Origin of the sequence: Rubrivivax gelatinosus, from assembly GCF_004340905.1 — a bacterium.
Lineage (GTDB): Bacteria > Pseudomonadota > Gammaproteobacteria > Burkholderiales > Burkholderiaceae_C > Rubrivivax > Rubrivivax gelatinosus.
In genome coordinates this window covers 445,510-459,289 of record NZ_SLXD01000002.1, presented here as the reverse complement: position 1 = coordinate 459,289, position 13,780 = coordinate 445,510, and the positions used below count along the sequence as shown (strand labels likewise).

13 protein-coding genes are annotated in these 13,780 nt (G+C 73.3%); 5 read left to right on the top strand and 8 right to left on the bottom strand.

Going from position 1 to position 13,780, the window contains the following annotated elements; all coding sequences use genetic code 11:
• Nucleotides 1-4: 4 nt before the first annotated feature.
• Together EV684_RS05295 and murI are read right to left on the bottom strand one after the other, a co-directional pair.
• A complete protein-coding gene (locus EV684_RS05295; protein WP_132645151.1) occupies nt 5-628 on the bottom strand; it encodes a YitT family protein in 624 nt (207 codons plus the stop codon).
• Between the two features lie 117 nt (nt 629-745).
• Nucleotides 746-1,570 carry a glutamate racemase gene (gene murI, locus EV684_RS05290; protein WP_242478590.1) on the bottom strand — a complete coding sequence of 275 codons (825 nt, stop codon included), beginning with the start codon at nt 1,568-1,570 and terminating at the stop codon, nt 746-748.
• A 156-nt stretch (nt 1,571-1,726) separates the two neighbouring features.
• Between murI and EV684_RS05285 the strand changes: the two genes are divergently transcribed.
• Genes EV684_RS05285 through EV684_RS05275 form a run of 3 tightly spaced genes read left to right on the top strand, consistent with a single transcriptional unit; the run spans nt 1,727 to nt 6,226 of the window.
• The gene (locus tag EV684_RS05285) at nt 1,727-3,796 is read left to right on the top strand and encodes a c-type cytochrome (RefSeq protein WP_132645150.1); all 2,070 of its coding nucleotides are present in this window, start codon (nt 1,727-1,729) and stop codon (nt 3,794-3,796) included.
• A gap of 52 nt (nt 3,797-3,848) precedes the next feature.
• A complete protein-coding gene (locus EV684_RS05280; RefSeq protein ID WP_132645149.1) occupies nt 3,849-5,606 on the top strand; it encodes a sensor histidine kinase in 1,758 nt (585 codons plus the stop codon).
• On the top strand, nt 5,603-6,226 hold the full coding sequence (locus EV684_RS05275) for a response regulator transcription factor (RefSeq protein ID WP_132645148.1): 624 nt from the start codon (nt 5,603-5,605) through the stop codon (nt 6,224-6,226). Before EV684_RS05280 ends, EV684_RS05275 begins: the two co-directional genes overlap by 4 nt.
• Nucleotide 6,227: 1 nt before the next feature.
• Here the strand turns inward: EV684_RS05275 and EV684_RS05270 are convergent, their stop codons facing one another.
• The 4 genes from EV684_RS05270 to EV684_RS05255 are packed head-to-tail and all read right to left on the bottom strand — an operon-like array spanning nt 6,228 to nt 9,279.
• Nucleotides 6,228-6,590: a hypothetical protein gene (locus EV684_RS05270; protein ID WP_132645147.1), complete on the bottom strand. Its 363-nt coding sequence runs from the start codon at nt 6,588-6,590 to the stop codon at nt 6,228-6,230.
• Nucleotides 6,591-6,644: 54 nt separating this feature from the next.
• The gene (locus tag EV684_RS05265; RefSeq protein ID WP_132645146.1) at nt 6,645-7,346 is read right to left on the bottom strand and encodes a glutathione S-transferase N-terminal domain-containing protein; all 702 of its coding nucleotides are present in this window, start codon (nt 7,344-7,346) and stop codon (nt 6,645-6,647) included.
• Nucleotides 7,347-7,406: 60 nt separating this feature from the next.
• Entirely contained in the window at nt 7,407-8,336 is a 930-nt protein-coding gene (locus EV684_RS05260; RefSeq protein ID WP_132645145.1) for a ZIP family metal transporter, read from the bottom strand.
• Nucleotides 8,329-9,279 (bottom strand): manganese catalase family protein, encoded by a 951-nt coding sequence (locus EV684_RS05255; RefSeq protein WP_132645144.1) that lies wholly within the window; start codon nt 9,277-9,279, stop codon nt 8,329-8,331. The genes EV684_RS05260 and EV684_RS05255 overlap by 8 nt, the downstream gene beginning before the upstream one ends.
• Before the next feature lie 120 nt (nt 9,280-9,399).
• On the opposite strand from EV684_RS05255, the gene EV684_RS05250 reads away from it, so the two are divergent.
• Nucleotides 9,400-9,678: a hypothetical protein gene (locus EV684_RS05250; RefSeq protein ID WP_132645143.1), complete on the top strand. Its 279-nt coding sequence runs from the start codon at nt 9,400-9,402 to the stop codon at nt 9,676-9,678.
• A gap of 165 nt (nt 9,679-9,843) precedes the next feature.
• Nucleotides 9,844-11,868: a sensor domain-containing diguanylate cyclase gene (locus EV684_RS05245; protein WP_243651051.1), complete on the top strand. Its 2,025-nt coding sequence runs from the start codon at nt 9,844-9,846 to the stop codon at nt 11,866-11,868.
• On the opposite strand, the gene EV684_RS05240 is transcribed toward EV684_RS05245, so the two are convergent.
• Complete coding sequence (locus EV684_RS05240; protein ID WP_132645142.1) at nt 11,869-12,657, bottom strand: metallophosphoesterase family protein; 789 nt, start codon at nt 12,655-12,657, stop codon at nt 11,869-11,871. It lies immediately after the preceding gene.
• Nucleotides 12,658-12,661: 4 nt separating this feature from the next.
• The gene (locus EV684_RS05235) at nt 12,662-13,669 is read right to left on the bottom strand and encodes a diacylglycerol/lipid kinase family protein (RefSeq protein WP_375138624.1); all 1,008 of its coding nucleotides are present in this window, start codon (nt 13,667-13,669) and stop codon (nt 12,662-12,664) included.
• Nucleotides 13,670-13,780 lie beyond the last annotated feature (111 nt).

Sequence of the window (13,780 nt, the reverse complement as noted above, 5' to 3'; positions counted from 1 at the left end):
CGGGTCAAACGCCCAGGTAGCGCCCGGGCCGGTGGTTCAGCGTCAGGAAGGCGCCGATCGCCACCGCGCCGACCGCCGACTGCAGCACACGCTCCGGCGAAACGGTCGCCAGCGCCGCGAGCACGACACAGACGTCGACCGACATCTGCACCTTGCCGGCGCTGAAGCCGCGTTTCTGCTGCAGGAACTGCGCGAGGATGTTGACGCCGCCGACGCTGGCGCGATGGCGCAGCAGCGCCAGCAGGCCGAAGCCGATCAAGAGCCCGCCGACGACCGACGCCACCCACGGGTCCAGCAGCTCGAAACGCACGAAACGCGGCGCCGCCGCCGTGAAGGCCGACACCAGCGCGACGGCGATGAAGCTCTTCAGCGTGAACTCGCCGCCCAGCTGGCGCCAGGCCAGCCAGTAGAACGGCAGGTTCAGCACGAAGAAGGCGAGCGAGAGGTCGACGCCGAAGGCGTAACGCAGCAGGTAGGCGACGCCGGCGACACCGCCGGTCAAGAGCCCGACATGGGCGAACATCGTCATGCCCAGCGCGACGAACAGCGAGCCGGCGATCAGCGCGTGCGCGTCGTCGAGCCGGCTGTGGGCGACGGGGGGATGGGGAGCGGAGGAACTGGCGGCCATGTGCGGAGGTGGGGCACGTGTTCACCGCCTTGGGGCTCGTGACCCCCGGCGGCGCGAAAGGACGGGATTGTCCCGATTTCCGGCGAGCAGGATTTGCGCCAGCGGCGGCGGCGCCGGTCAGCTGTCTTGCGGCAGCGTGTGCACGACGGCGCCAGGCCGTCCCATGAGCTCGAGAAAACGGCGCAGCGCCTCGGTGTCGCCCGAGCTGTAGTAGCAGGTCGACGCCCCGGCGGCGCCGGCCGGCGCCAGCGCCGGGCCGAGCCGGTGCACGAGCTGGCGCGCCACGGCATCCGACGGCTCGATGACCTGCACCGCGGGCCCGGCCAGGCGCCGGATCTCGTCCTGCACGAAGGCGTAGTGGGTGCAGCCCAGCACCACCATGTCGGCGCCGGCGTCCAGCGCCGGGCGCAGATAGCGCTCGAGCAGCGCACGCGTCGCCGGGTCGGCGAAACGCCCCTGCTCGATCAGCTCGACGAGGCCGGGGCAGGGCTGCAGCAGGATCTCGACCTCGCGCCCCCAGATGCGGCACAGGCGCTCGACCGCCGGGCTGTGCACCGTCGCGGTGGTCGCCAGCACCAGCACGATGCCGCTGCGCGTGGCGGCGACGGCGGGTTTGATCGCCGGCTCCATCGCGACGATCGGCAGCGCGTGCTGCGCACGCAGCGTCTCGGCGGCGACGACGCTGATCGTGTTGCAGGCCAGCACCAGCGCCTTGGCGCGCTGGGCGACGAAGAAGCCGGCGACCGCGCCGGCGCGGCCCAGCAGGTAGGGCCGCGGCCGGTCGCCGTAAGGCGCGTGGCCGCTGTCGGCGACGTAGACGAAACGTTCGGCCGGCAGGCGCGCACGCAGCGCACGCAGCACCGACAGGCCGCCGACACCGGAGTCGTAGACCCCGATCGGCGCGTCGTGGGTGGGCAGGGAGGAGGAGGGCGGGACAGGCAAGACGGGCGCGATCTTAGGCCAGCACGGCGGCCGATCGCCGAGCACCGGGCTCGGGAAACCCGGGGAAACCCGGGTTCGGCGGCGTGGAAGCCCGGCTCGCCGCGACTCAGGGTGAACCCTAGGCTCGAACCCACGAGAACCAGAACGTCCATCCCCATGACTTCCTCCACCTCCCGACTCCCGCGGCGCCTGGCGCTGGCCGCCGCGGCGATCGTGCTCGCCGGCGGCGCCGCCGCGGCCTGGATCGCGCGCGCCCCGGCCGTCGTCGAAGGCGCCGCCGTGCCCTTGCACGACGCCGCGCTGATCGAACGCGGCCGCTACGTCGCCCAGCTCGGCGACTGCGTCGCCTGCCATACCGCGCCCGGCGGCGCCGCACTCGCCGGCGGGCGGGCGCTCGAATCGCCGTTCGGCACGATCTGGTCGACCAACATCACGCCCGACGCCGCCACCGGCCTGGGCGGCTGGAGTTTCGGCGCCTTCGAGCGTGCGATGCGCCACGGTGTCGCCGCCGACGGCCACCGCCTGTACCCGGCGATGCCTTACCCGTCCTACGCCAGGCTCAGCGACGAGGACATGCGCGCGTTGTGGGCCTTTCTGCGCGACGAGGTGACGCCGGTGGCCGCGCCGAACCGCGAAGCGACGATGCGCTTCCCGTTCAACCTGCGTGCCGGCCTGGGGCTGTGGAACGCGGTCTTCGCCGACACCACGCCCTTCGTGCCCGACACGACGAAGGACGCGCTGTGGAACCGCGGCGCCTACCTCGTGCAGGGCCCGGGCCACTGCGGCGCCTGCCACACGCCGCGCGGCCTGGCCTTCCAGGAGAAGGCGATGGGCGACGGCGGCGCGGGCGGCCGGCGGTTCCTCGCCGGTTCGGTCGTCGAGGACTGGCACGCCGTCGACCTGCGCGGCCTGGGCCCGGTGGCCGACACCGTCGAGCTGCTGAAGACCGGCCAGAACCGTTTCGGCACCGTCTCGGGCAGCATGACCGAGGTCATCCTGCATTCGACGCAGCACTTCGCCGACGAGGACCTGCTGGCCATCGCCACCTACCTGGCGGCGCTGCCCGGCGAGCGCCCGGCGCCGGCCGAACGCAGCGCCTCGCGCGGCACGCCCGAGACGAGCTACACCACGCGCGGCGGCCTGGGGTACACGCAGTTCTGCACCGACTGCCACCGCGCCGACGGCCGCGGCGTGAAGGGCGTGTTCCCGGCGCTGGACGGCAACCCGACGGTGGCCGCACGCGACCCGGCGACGCTGCTGCACCTGACGCTCACCGGCTGGAAGACCGCCGGCACCGAGCGCCACCCGCGCGTCTACACGATGCCCGGCTTCGCCCGCCTGGGCGACGACGAGATCGCCGAGATCCTGAGCTTCGTGCGTGCCAGTTGGGGCGAGGGTGCCGGTGCGGTCAGCGCCGCCCAGGTGAAGCAGGCGCGTCTGCGCCTGGACCCGACGGTCGACAGCACGAAGTTCGAGACCCCGCGCCTGGCCGCGTTGCTGGCCGAGCCCAACGCCGGGCAACTGGTGCGCGGCATGCGGCTCAACGCCCAGACGCGCGAGCTGCTGCCCGAGCATGTCGGCGCCGACATGAACTGTTCCTCGTGCCACCTGAACGCCGGCACGGTGGCCGGCGGCTCGCCGTACGTCGGCGTCAGCGCCTTCTTCCCGTCGTACGCGCCGCGTGCCGGCAAGGTCATCACGATGGAAGACCGCATCAACGGCTGCTTCCGCCGCTCGATGAACGGCAAGCCGCTGCCGGCCGACTCTCCCGACCTGAAGGCCATGGTCGCCTACTTCGACTGGATGCGCGGCGCGACGAAGAAGGGCGACCAGGTGCCCGGCCGCGGCATCGGCAAGATGGACCCGAAGCTGGTGCCGGACCCGGTCAACGGCGAGAAGGTCTACGCCGCGCAGTGCGCGGTCTGCCACGGCGCCGACGGCGAAGGCCTGAAGGACGAGGCCGGGCGTATGGTCTACCCGCCGCTGTGGGGCGAACGTTCGTTCAACCTCGGCGCCGGCATGGCGCGCACCTACACGGCGGCCGCCTTCGTCAAGCGTAATATGCCGGTCGGCTTCCACGAGAAGTTCCCGCTGGGCCAGGGCGGGCTGTCGGACCAGGAGGCGCTGGACGTGGCCGAGTACTTCTCGCACCAGCCGCGGCCCGACTTCCCCGACAAGGTGAAGGACTGGCCGAAGGACCCGAAGCCCAGGGACGCACGCTACTGACCTGCGGGGCCGGCTCGACGAGCCGGCCTTTTCGTTTCCGCCTTCCTCCGCCGTGCGCCTGCTGATCGTCCTCTGCTGCCTGCTCGCCGCCGCCGTCGCCCGTGCCGACGAGGTGCGCATCGGCGTGCTCGCCTACCAGGGCTCGGAGCGGGCGGCGCGGGACTTCGAGCCGACGGCCGCGCAACTGCAGCGCACGCTGCCCGAGCACCGCTTCACGCTGTGGCCGCTGGACGCGGCCGGCCTCGCCGCCGCCGTCGCGCGCGGTGAACTCGACTTCGTCGTCACCAACCCGGGTTATTACGTCGAGCTGGAGTCGGCGCACGGCGTCACGCGGCTGGCGACGCTGGAAAGCCGCGAGCACGCGGTGCCCACCGACAGCGTCGGCTCGACCGTCGTCGTGCCCAACCGGCCGGGCCACGCCGAACGTTTCGAGGACCTCGCCGGGCGCCGCGTCGCCGTCGTCGCGGCCGATGCCTTCGGCGGCTGGCGAGTCGTCTGGCGCGAGATGGCCGAAGCCGGCGTCAAGCCGACGCGGCTGGCGGCGCTGGTCGAGACCGGTTTCCCGATGGAACGCGTGATCGACGCGCTGCGCGCCGGCCGCGCCGACGCCGGCGTGCTGCGCACCTGCCTGCTCGAAGAGCTGATCGCCGCCGGCCGCGTGCACGCCGACGAGTTCGCCGTCGTCGGCGAACGCCCGGCCGGCGCCTTCCCGTGCCGGCTGTCCTCGCGCCTGTACCCGGACTGGCCGTTCGCGCGCCTGGCCGGCACCTCGCCCGACCTCGCCAAGGCGGTCACCGCCAGCCTGCTGACGATGGCCCCGGTCGACGGCCGCGCCTGGACCGCGCCGCAGGACTACAGCTCGGTGCACGCGCTGTTCCGTACGCTGAAGATCGGCCCCTACGAGTACCTGTCGCAGACGACGCTGCGCGGCCTGGTCGCCGGCTACTGGCCCTGGTTCGCCGCGGCCGCGGCGGCGCTGGCCTGGTGGCTGGTGCACGTGGCGCGTGTCGAAAGCCTGGTGCGCCGGCGCACCGCCGAGCTGACGCGCGAGATCCAGGAGCGCGAGAAGGCCGAGCAGGCCGCGCGCCTGCACCGCGAGCAGCGCGACCAGTTCTCGCGCCTGGGCATCCTCGGCGAGATGGCCTCGAACATCGCCCACGAGCTGAACCAGCCGCTGGCGGCGATCACCAACTACGCCGAAGGCATGACGCGCTACATCGACGCCGGCCGCAGCGACACCGCCTTCCTGCGCGACGGCGCACGCGGCATCGCCGGCCAGGCCGAACGCGCCGCGGTCATCATCCGCCGCATCCGCGGCTTCGTGCGCCGGCGCGACGCGCGGCGCGAGCCGCTGGACCTGGATGTCGTCGTCGGCGAGACCTTGCCGCTGTTCGCGCACGCCGCCGCGCGCCGCGCGATCCCGCTGGTCTGGCGCCCGCACGGCGCGCTGCCGGCGGTCAACGCCGACCGCATCGAGATCGAGCAGGTGCTGTTGAACCTGCTGCAGAACGCGCTCGACGCGACGCCCGACGGCGTGGCGCACGAACACGGCATCGTCGTCACGACGGCGCAGGGCGAGGCCGGCGTCGAGCTCGCCGTGCGCGACCACGGCAGCGGCCTGCCGCCCGAAGTCCAGGCGCGGCTCTTCGATGCCTTCTTCACGACCAAGCCGCAGGGCCTGGGCCTGGGGTTGTCGATCTGCCGGACGATTGTCGAGAGCCACGGCGGCCGGCTGACGGCCAGCGCCGAACCCGACGGCGGCGCGACGATGCGCGTCGTGCTGCCGCCCGCCACCGAGGAGCCGAGATGAGCCTTGCCGACACGCCGCTGATCCTGGTCGTCGACGACGACGACGCGATGCGCCGCTCGATGCAGTTCCTGTTCGCCTCGGTCGGCCTGGACTCGGCCTGCCACGCCGGTGCCGACGAGTTCCTCGCCGCGCTGCCGCCGCGCGAGGCGCAGCGCCCCGGCGCGCTGGTGCTGGACGTGCGCATGCCGGGCATGAGCGGGCTGGAGCTGCAGCGCCGGCTGGCCGAACGCGACTTCCCGCTGCCGATCCTCGTCGTCACCGGCCACGGCGACGTGCCGATGGCGGTGGAGGCGCTGAAGGCCGGCGCCTACGACTTCATCGAGAAGCCGTTCCAGGAGCAGTACCTGCTGGACCGCGTCGCCGCGGCGATCGAGCTGTCGCGCGAGACGCTGGCGCGGCAGACGCGCCGGCGCACGATCGAGGAGCGCCTGGCGCGCCTGGGCCGGCGCGAACGCGAGGTGCTGGGCGGCATCCTCGCCGGCAAGCTGAACAAGACCGTGGCCTGGGAGCTGGAGCTGTCGGTGAAGACGGTCGAGGCCTACCGCGCGTCGATCATGGCCAAGATGGAAGCCGGCTCGGTGGCCGAGCTGGCGCGCATGGTGGCGTCGGTCGAGGGCTGATTCAGTCCTCGATGACCAGCCGCTGCCGCCCGCGGTCGTCCTGCTCGAAGCTGAAGCGGCCGTCGGCGACCACCTTGCCGCCGACACGCGCCGACCAGCGGTAGGCGCCCGGCGCGAGGTAGCCGCCGAAGTCGCCCGGGTAGTGCACGACCCCGAAGGCGCCGCCTTCGACGGTGATCGTCTTGGTCTCGCGCCGGCCTTCGGGGCCGACGACGACGAACTCGGCGCGGAACGGCGTCTCGCCGTATTTGTCGCGCACGCCGAGCTCGACCTCGGCGCTGGCCGACTGCTGCCAGATCGGCGCCGCCGTCGCCGCCAGCGGGGCAGCGCAGAGCAGGGCGGCGAACAGTTGGCGCGGCGACATGGCGGGCTCGGCGAGTGGTGGTGTGCCGATGCTAGCGCCCGCGGGCGCCGCGGGTCAGCGTGTCGCCGGCACCTTCATGCCGCGCGCCACGCCCGGCCGGTTCATGAAGGCCTCGAGCACCCGCTGCACGTTGGCGAAGCCGCTGAAGCCGACCAGGTCGCCGGCGTCGTAGAAGCCGACGAGGTTGTTGACCCACGGGAAGATCGCGATGTCGGCGATGCTGAACTCGTCGCCCATCATCCAGGCGCGGGCCGCGAGGTGGCCTTCGAGCACGGCCAGCAGCCGGCGCGACTCGCTGGCGTAGCGTTCGCGCGGGCGCTTGTCTTCCCAGTCCTTGCCGGCGAACTTGTGGAAGAAGCCGAGCTGGCCGAACATCGGCCCGACCCCGCCCATCTGGAACATCAGCCACTGCACGGCCTGCCACTTCGCGGCCGGGTCGCGCGGCAGGCACTGGCCGGTCTTCTCGGCCAGGTACAGCAGGATCGCGCCCGACTCGAACAGCGCCAGCGGCCTGCCGCCCGGGCCGTCGGGGTCGAGGATCGCCGGGATCTTGTTGTTCGGGTTCAGCGACAGGAACTCGGGCGAGAGCTGGTCCTGGTTGTCGAAGGACACGCGGTGCACCTCGTAGGGCAAGCCGGTCTCCTCGAGCATGATCGAGACCTTCACGCCGTTGGGCGTGGGCAGCGAATACAGCTGCAGCCGCTCGGGGTGCCGGGGCGGCCACTTGGTGGTGATCGGGAAGTCTTGCAGCGTCATCTCGGGGTCTCCGGTTTCGCGCCCGATTCTGGCGCTGCCGCGCAAGACCGCGTCCGCCGCTCAGCCCAGCGTCGTGTCCAGCAGCATCATCAGCGCGAAGCCGAGGATCAGGCCGCAGGTCGCCAGCCGGGCATGGCCGCCGCGGTGAGACTCGGGCACCACCTCGTGGCCGATGACGAAGAGCATCGCCCCGGCGGCAAAGGCCAGGCCCCAGGGCAGCAGCATGGCCGCGTGCACGACGAGCAGCGCGCCGGCCACCGCGGCCACCGGCTCGACCAACCCGGACAGAGCCCCCAACAGCACCGCGAAGCCGGGCCGGTAGCCGACGCCGCGCAACGCCATCGCGATCACCATGCCTTCGGGAACGTCCTGGATCGCGATGCCGGCGGCCAGCGCCTGGCCCTCGGCCAGGCCACCGCCGAACGCGGTACCGATCGCCAGTCCCTCGGGAACGTTGTGCAGCGCGACCGCGGCGACGAAGAGCCAGACACGTTTGAGCTGGCGCGCGTCGATCACGCCGGCGGCGCTGGGCGATGCGAACTCGAAGTAGTCGTGCGGCAGCCAGCGCTCCAGCGCCATCAGCGCCCCGGCGCCGACGAGCAGCGCCGCCGCCACCTGCAGCCCCGAGCCGCCGACGCCGGCGCCGGCGGCACGCGCCGCGGCCAGCGCCGGCACGATCAGCGAAAACGAACACGCGGCCAGCATCACGCCGGCGCCGAAGCCCAGCATCGCGTCGCGCATGCGCGGCTCGGCACCGTGGCGTAGCAGCGCCGGCAGCGCGCCCAGCGCCGTGGCCAGGGCCGCGAACAAGCCACCGAAGAACGCGTGCTCGACCGCCGCCCGGCCCGAGATCACCTCGCGCCAGACGGCTTCGAGCGTGAACACCGCCCCGGCGGCGACGATGCCGATGCCGATCGCCCGGCGCAGCGGACGCCGCGCCGGGCCCGCAGGGCGGCCGGCGTCGAGCGCCGGACGCTCGGCCTCAGACACCGCTGGTGCGCGACTCGTCGTCGTCCAGCGTCGCCGTGCCGCCGCCGCGCTGGCGTGCGGCGGCGGTGTTCGCACCGGCCGCGCCGCCGGCCCCCAGCATCGCCCCGGTCTGCGGGTCGCTGTCGGGGTCCGAGCGCAGGCGTTCGGCCGCCTGCTGCACGCAGGCCGCCTCGTCGGCGTCCAGCGTCACTTCGCCGTTGCCCGAGCCGCCGTCGACCGCGGTCTCGGCCTGGCGGTACTCGAAGGTCGGCTCCTTGTTCCAGGGGCCGCGCGTCGGCGTGTCGCCCTGCGACATGTCGAAGTAGACGTTGGCGAACTTCGCCATGCCCGGCAGCTTGCCCGGCGGGAAGTTCGGCTGCAGCGAGTACAGCGCCTTCTCGAAACTCTGCTGGTGCGCGATCTCGCGCGTCATCAGGAAGCCCAGCGCCTCCTTGACGCCGGGGTCGTCGGTGGCGTTGATCAGGCGCTCGTAGATGATCTTGGCGCGCGCCTCGGCGGCGATGTTGCTGCGCAGGTCGGCGGTCGGGTCGCCGATGGTGTCGACGTAGGCCGCGGTCCAGGGCACGGCGCCCGAGCTCGTCAGCGCCGGGCCGCCGCCGTAGAGCAGCTGCGTGACGTGCGAGTCGTTGCCGGCGCCCGAGATCGAGCGGTACATGTCGGCCTCGGCGTCGACGCCTTCGGCGATGCGGCCCTTGGCGCCCTTGTTCAGCATCGCGACGATGGTGCCGATGATCTCGAGGTGGCTCAGCTCCTCGGTGGCGATGTCGATCAGCATGTCGCGGCGGCCCGGATCGTCCTCGGCGAGGTACTGCGTGAAGTAACGGGTGGCGGCCGCCAGCTCGCCCTGCGGGCCGCCGAACTGCTCGAGCAGCAGGTTGGCCAGCCCGGGGTTGGACTCGTTGACGCGCACGGTGTACTGCAGGCGCTTGGTGTGGGCAAACATCGGTGGGATCCTCTCGGTGTCGGGTGTGCGGGCCTGCCGGCAAGCGCGATGCCGCGCCGCGGCGGGCACGACGCCTGCCACGCGGCCCGGCCCGCCGCCGCGGGTACACGAGGACATCCGATGACCGCCCGACGCAAGAGCCCGGCACCCGAGCGCCCCGATCCGGCCGCCGCGCCCCAGGACAGCCCTGCCACCTACCAGCAGGTGCTGGACGAGGCGCTGCAGGAGACCTTTCCCGCCAGCGACCCGATCTCGCCGAGCGCGGCGATGCACGCCGAGCGCCGCGCCGAGGACGCCGCCGGCCAACCCGACTGGACGCTGGAGCCCGGCTCCGAGCGTGCGCTGCCGGCGCCCGGCACGCCGGCACCGCCGCCGCCACGCCGCCGCCGCCCGGCCTGAACGCCGCCTCGCGGCGCCACGAGATGGGCCCGTAGCCCCGGTCTTTTCGGCGCCGGTGCGGCCGCCGATGTCCGCAGAATCGTGCTCGTGCGTGCGCCGTGCCGGCGCGGCGAAGGCGCAGGCGAGGCCACGAGGAAGCAGGTGCGGGATTCGGCGGAACATCCGGTGAGCACGGACGGGCAGACGGCGCTTTCGCGCCGTCCGGGTCCGCTCGCGCGCTGGCTGCCGACCTTGAAGGCACGGCTGGCCGTCGGCTCGACGCTGATGCTGTTCGCGGCCATCGCGCTGACGCTGACGCAGATGGTGCGCGTGGCCGAACAATCCATCGAGGCGTCCGTCGAACGGCAGCAGCAGGTGGAGGTGCAGCGCAGCGCCGATGTCGTCAGCCGACGCGTGCGCACGGCGCAGCGTGCGCTGTCGGCGACCGCACCGCTGCTGACGAAGGCACTGCTGGCCGACGAGCGCCGTCTGCACGACTTCTTCCAGGCCCAGGCTGCGTTCCGTTCGTCGTTCGGCGGGATCGTGGTCGCCGATGCCCGGGGCCGGGCCTTGATCGCGATGAAGCACGACGGCGTGGTCGGGCCGCAGCCTTCGCTGGGCGCCAAGCCGACGTTCCGGCGTGTCCTGCAGACGCGCCTGCCCGAGATCTCCAGCCCGACGGTCGGGCTGCTGAGCGCCCAGCCGGTGGTGGTCTTCGCGCAGCCGCTGATAGCCGGCGACGGCGAGGTCTACGGGGTGCTGTTCGGCTCGGTCCCGCTGGACACCGGCGGCCTGGCCGCCGACCTGGACACGACGACGGACGGCGCCGAGGACGGCGATGAGTTCACCGTCATCACCGCCGCCGACGGCCGCATCGTCTCCCATCCGGACCACGGCCGCGTGCTGCAGCCGGTGGCCAGCGAGCCGCGGCTGTCGGCGGCGTACGCACGCTGGGTGCGGGCCGGGCGGCCGCATTCGGCGCAGGCCGGCGCCTGGTCTGGCGCCGACGAGGTCGTGGCGATGGCCGGCGAGCCCGAGACGGGCTGGCAGGTCTGGCGCGTCGTGCCGCGCAGGCTGCTCAAGGAGCCGCTGCGCGAGGCCCGCATCGAGGCGCTCGAGCTGGGCGCGGCGTTCTCGCTGGTGATGTCGGCGCTGATGGTGTGGTTCCTGGCCCGCCAGCTGCGGCCGCTGGACCGGCTGCAGCGCCGCGCCGCGCGCCTGCTCGCCGGTGACGAGCGCGCCGGCTGGCCCGACGCCGACGGCGAGATCGGGCGTCTGGCCCAGACGCTGCGCCAGGTCGTCGCCGAGCGCATGCGCGCCGAGCAGGCGCGTGCGGTGGTGCTGCGGCGCCTGGGCTCGGTGCTGGCGGCCTCGCCGGTCGGGCTGGCCTTCGAGCGCGACGGCCGCCTCGAACTGGTCAGCGCCGAGGTCTGCCGCCTGCTGGGCCGCGACGAGACGCAGCTCGTGGGCCGGGACACCGCGCTCATCTTCGCCAGCGCGGTCGACGACGAGACGATGCGCCGCGAGTCCGCCGAGGCCTTCGCCCGCGGCGAGGTCTACGAAGGCGAGTGGCGTCTGGTCGGTCGCGAAGGGCCGGCGTTCTGGAGCCGGCTGCGCGCGCGCCCCGTCGACGCGGCGGATCCGTCGGCGGGCACGATCTGGTGCATGTACGACATCAGCGGCCAGGTCGACGCCCGCGAGCGGCTGGAACACGCCGCGCGTCACGACCCGCTGACCGGGCTGCTCAACCGCGACGGTTTCGCCATCGCGTTGCAGCAGGTGCTGCAGGCGCGCGCCGCCGCCGGCAGCGAACCGCGCCCGGCAACGCTGGTGATGATCGACCTCGACCGTTTCAAGCCGATCAACGACGCCGCCGGCCATGCCGCCGGCGACGCGATGCTGCAGCGTGTCGCGGCGGCGATCGCCGACAGCGTGCGCAGCAGCGACGCCGCCGCGCGCATCGGCGGCGACGAGTTCGCGCTGCTGCTGCCGCATTGCGACGTGCGCCAGGGCCTGGCGGTGGCGGGCAAGGTCGAGCAGGCCATCGCCGCCATCGCGCTGGACTGGGACGGCCAGGCCCTGCGCCTGGGTGCGAGCCTGGGCCTGGCCGAACTCGGCCCCGCGGCCCGCAGTGCCGAGCAGTGGCTCGCGGCCGCCGACGCCGCCTGCTACGAAGCCAAGCGCCGCGGCGGCGGCGTCGTCGTCGCCTGATCAGCGGTCGGTGCGCGCTTCGGTGACGCTGCGGCGCACGAAGCCGCGGCCGCCGCTGAAGTCCCAGCGTTCGATCAGGCAAGGCGTGCCGCGCACGCCGCCCCAGCGCAGCACGTTGACCGAGTTGGGCACGCCGTCGCGCACGCGTGCCGACACCGCGGTGCCGGCCTGCACCGCCCACAGCGGCCGGCCCAGCCCGCGCAGCGGCACGACGTAGGGCAGGTGGATGTGGCCGCCGAGCACGAGGTCGCAGCCCGCCGCGGCCCAGCGGCGCAGCGCGTGTTCGTGGCCGCGCAGCAGGTTGGGCCGGTCCTCGTCGCGCAGCACCGCCACCGGCTGGTGCACCACGACCACGCGCAGCTGCGCGGCGCTCGCCTGCTGCAGCCGCGCGGCGACACGGTCGATCTGCTGCGCCGAGACTTCCCCGTTCTTGTGGCGGTATACGCGGGTGGTGTTCAGGCCGAGCACCAGGCAGTCGTCACCGTCGTGCTCGGGTTCGAGCCCGGGCCCGAAGGCGTGCAGGTGCGCCGCGTAGGGACGCAGCAGCCGCGCGACGGGATCGAACAGCGCGATGTCGTGATTGCCCGGCACCGCCAGCCAGGGACGGGCCAGCCGGTCGACGAAACGCCGTGCCGCGGCGAACTGCGGGCGCCGTGCACGCTGCGTGATGTCGCCCGACAGCACGACGAGATCGGGCCGCAGGCTGCGCGTGAAGTCCACCAGCGCCTCGACGACCGGCGCGAGTTCGGTGCCGAAGTGAGGGTCCGAGAGGTGCAGCAGCACGCTCATCGGTTCAGCCCTCGTCTTGCCGCGGGGCCTCCGGCAGCAGCAGCATCAGCGGCCGCGGCGCGACCTCGAAGACCACGGGCGGTCTCACGCGCAGCACCTCGCCGTCGTAGGCCAGCTTGATCTGCGTGCCGGAGCGCAGCCAGGGGCGAACGACCATGCGCTCGAAAGAGAAGGACTCCACGGTGTCGGCGTCGCCGAGCCGGCCGAACGCGCCGCGCAGCAGCAGCCCGAGCATGCGCCAGCTGCCGATCGGTCTGAGCATGACCGCGCCGATGCGCCCCTCTTCGACCGCACCCGCCTGCGGCAGCCCGACCTGCTCGAACTGCAGGCGGTTGTTGCCGACGAACAGCGTCTGCGTGCGCACCACCCGTGTCTTGCCGGCGAACTCCACGGCCAGCCGCAGGCGGCGATGCTCGCCCAGCAAGGTCGCCAGCGCCGCCCCCGCGGCCACCAGGCGGCTGCGGCCCAGGCGCGACTTCCAGGCTTCGCGGTCTTCCAGCAGGTCCGGATACAGCCCCAGGCTGGCGTTGACGAGGAAGACGTGGCCGTTGACGCGCCCGACCTGCACCGGCGTCGGCCGGGCGCCGAACAGTGCCGCCAGGGCGGCGTCGGGGTCGGTCGGGATGCGGTGGCTGCGCGCGAAGTAATTGAAGGTGCCCTGCGGCACGACGCCCAGCGTGCAGCCGGCCTGCCAGGCGGCGTGCGCGACCGCGTTCAGCGTGCCGTCGCCGCCGACGGCCACCAGCGTGCCGCCGTCCTGTCTGCAGGCGGCCGCGGCCGCATCACAGACCGCGGCGAGCCGGCCCGGCGGCGCGAACTCGATCGTGCCCGCCTGTCCCGCGGCCTGCAGCGCCGCCTCCACGCGCTGTCGCGTCTGCTCGCGGTCGTGGCGGCCCGACGCGGCGTTGACGACGAATCGCCAGGCGGCAGGGCGGGGCGCGGAGGCGGCGTCGGATGGGGGCGGGGTCGACAGGGGGAGATCTCGCAGGCACGGGACGGCCCCGTACGGCAAGCCTTGTGCCCGCCGGGCGTCGTGCGCCGGGTGGCGGATCCTGACCGGCGTCATCGCGGTGCGTGGCGGCACCGTTCGGATTTGACAAAAAGCAGGCTCGACAGCCGGCTT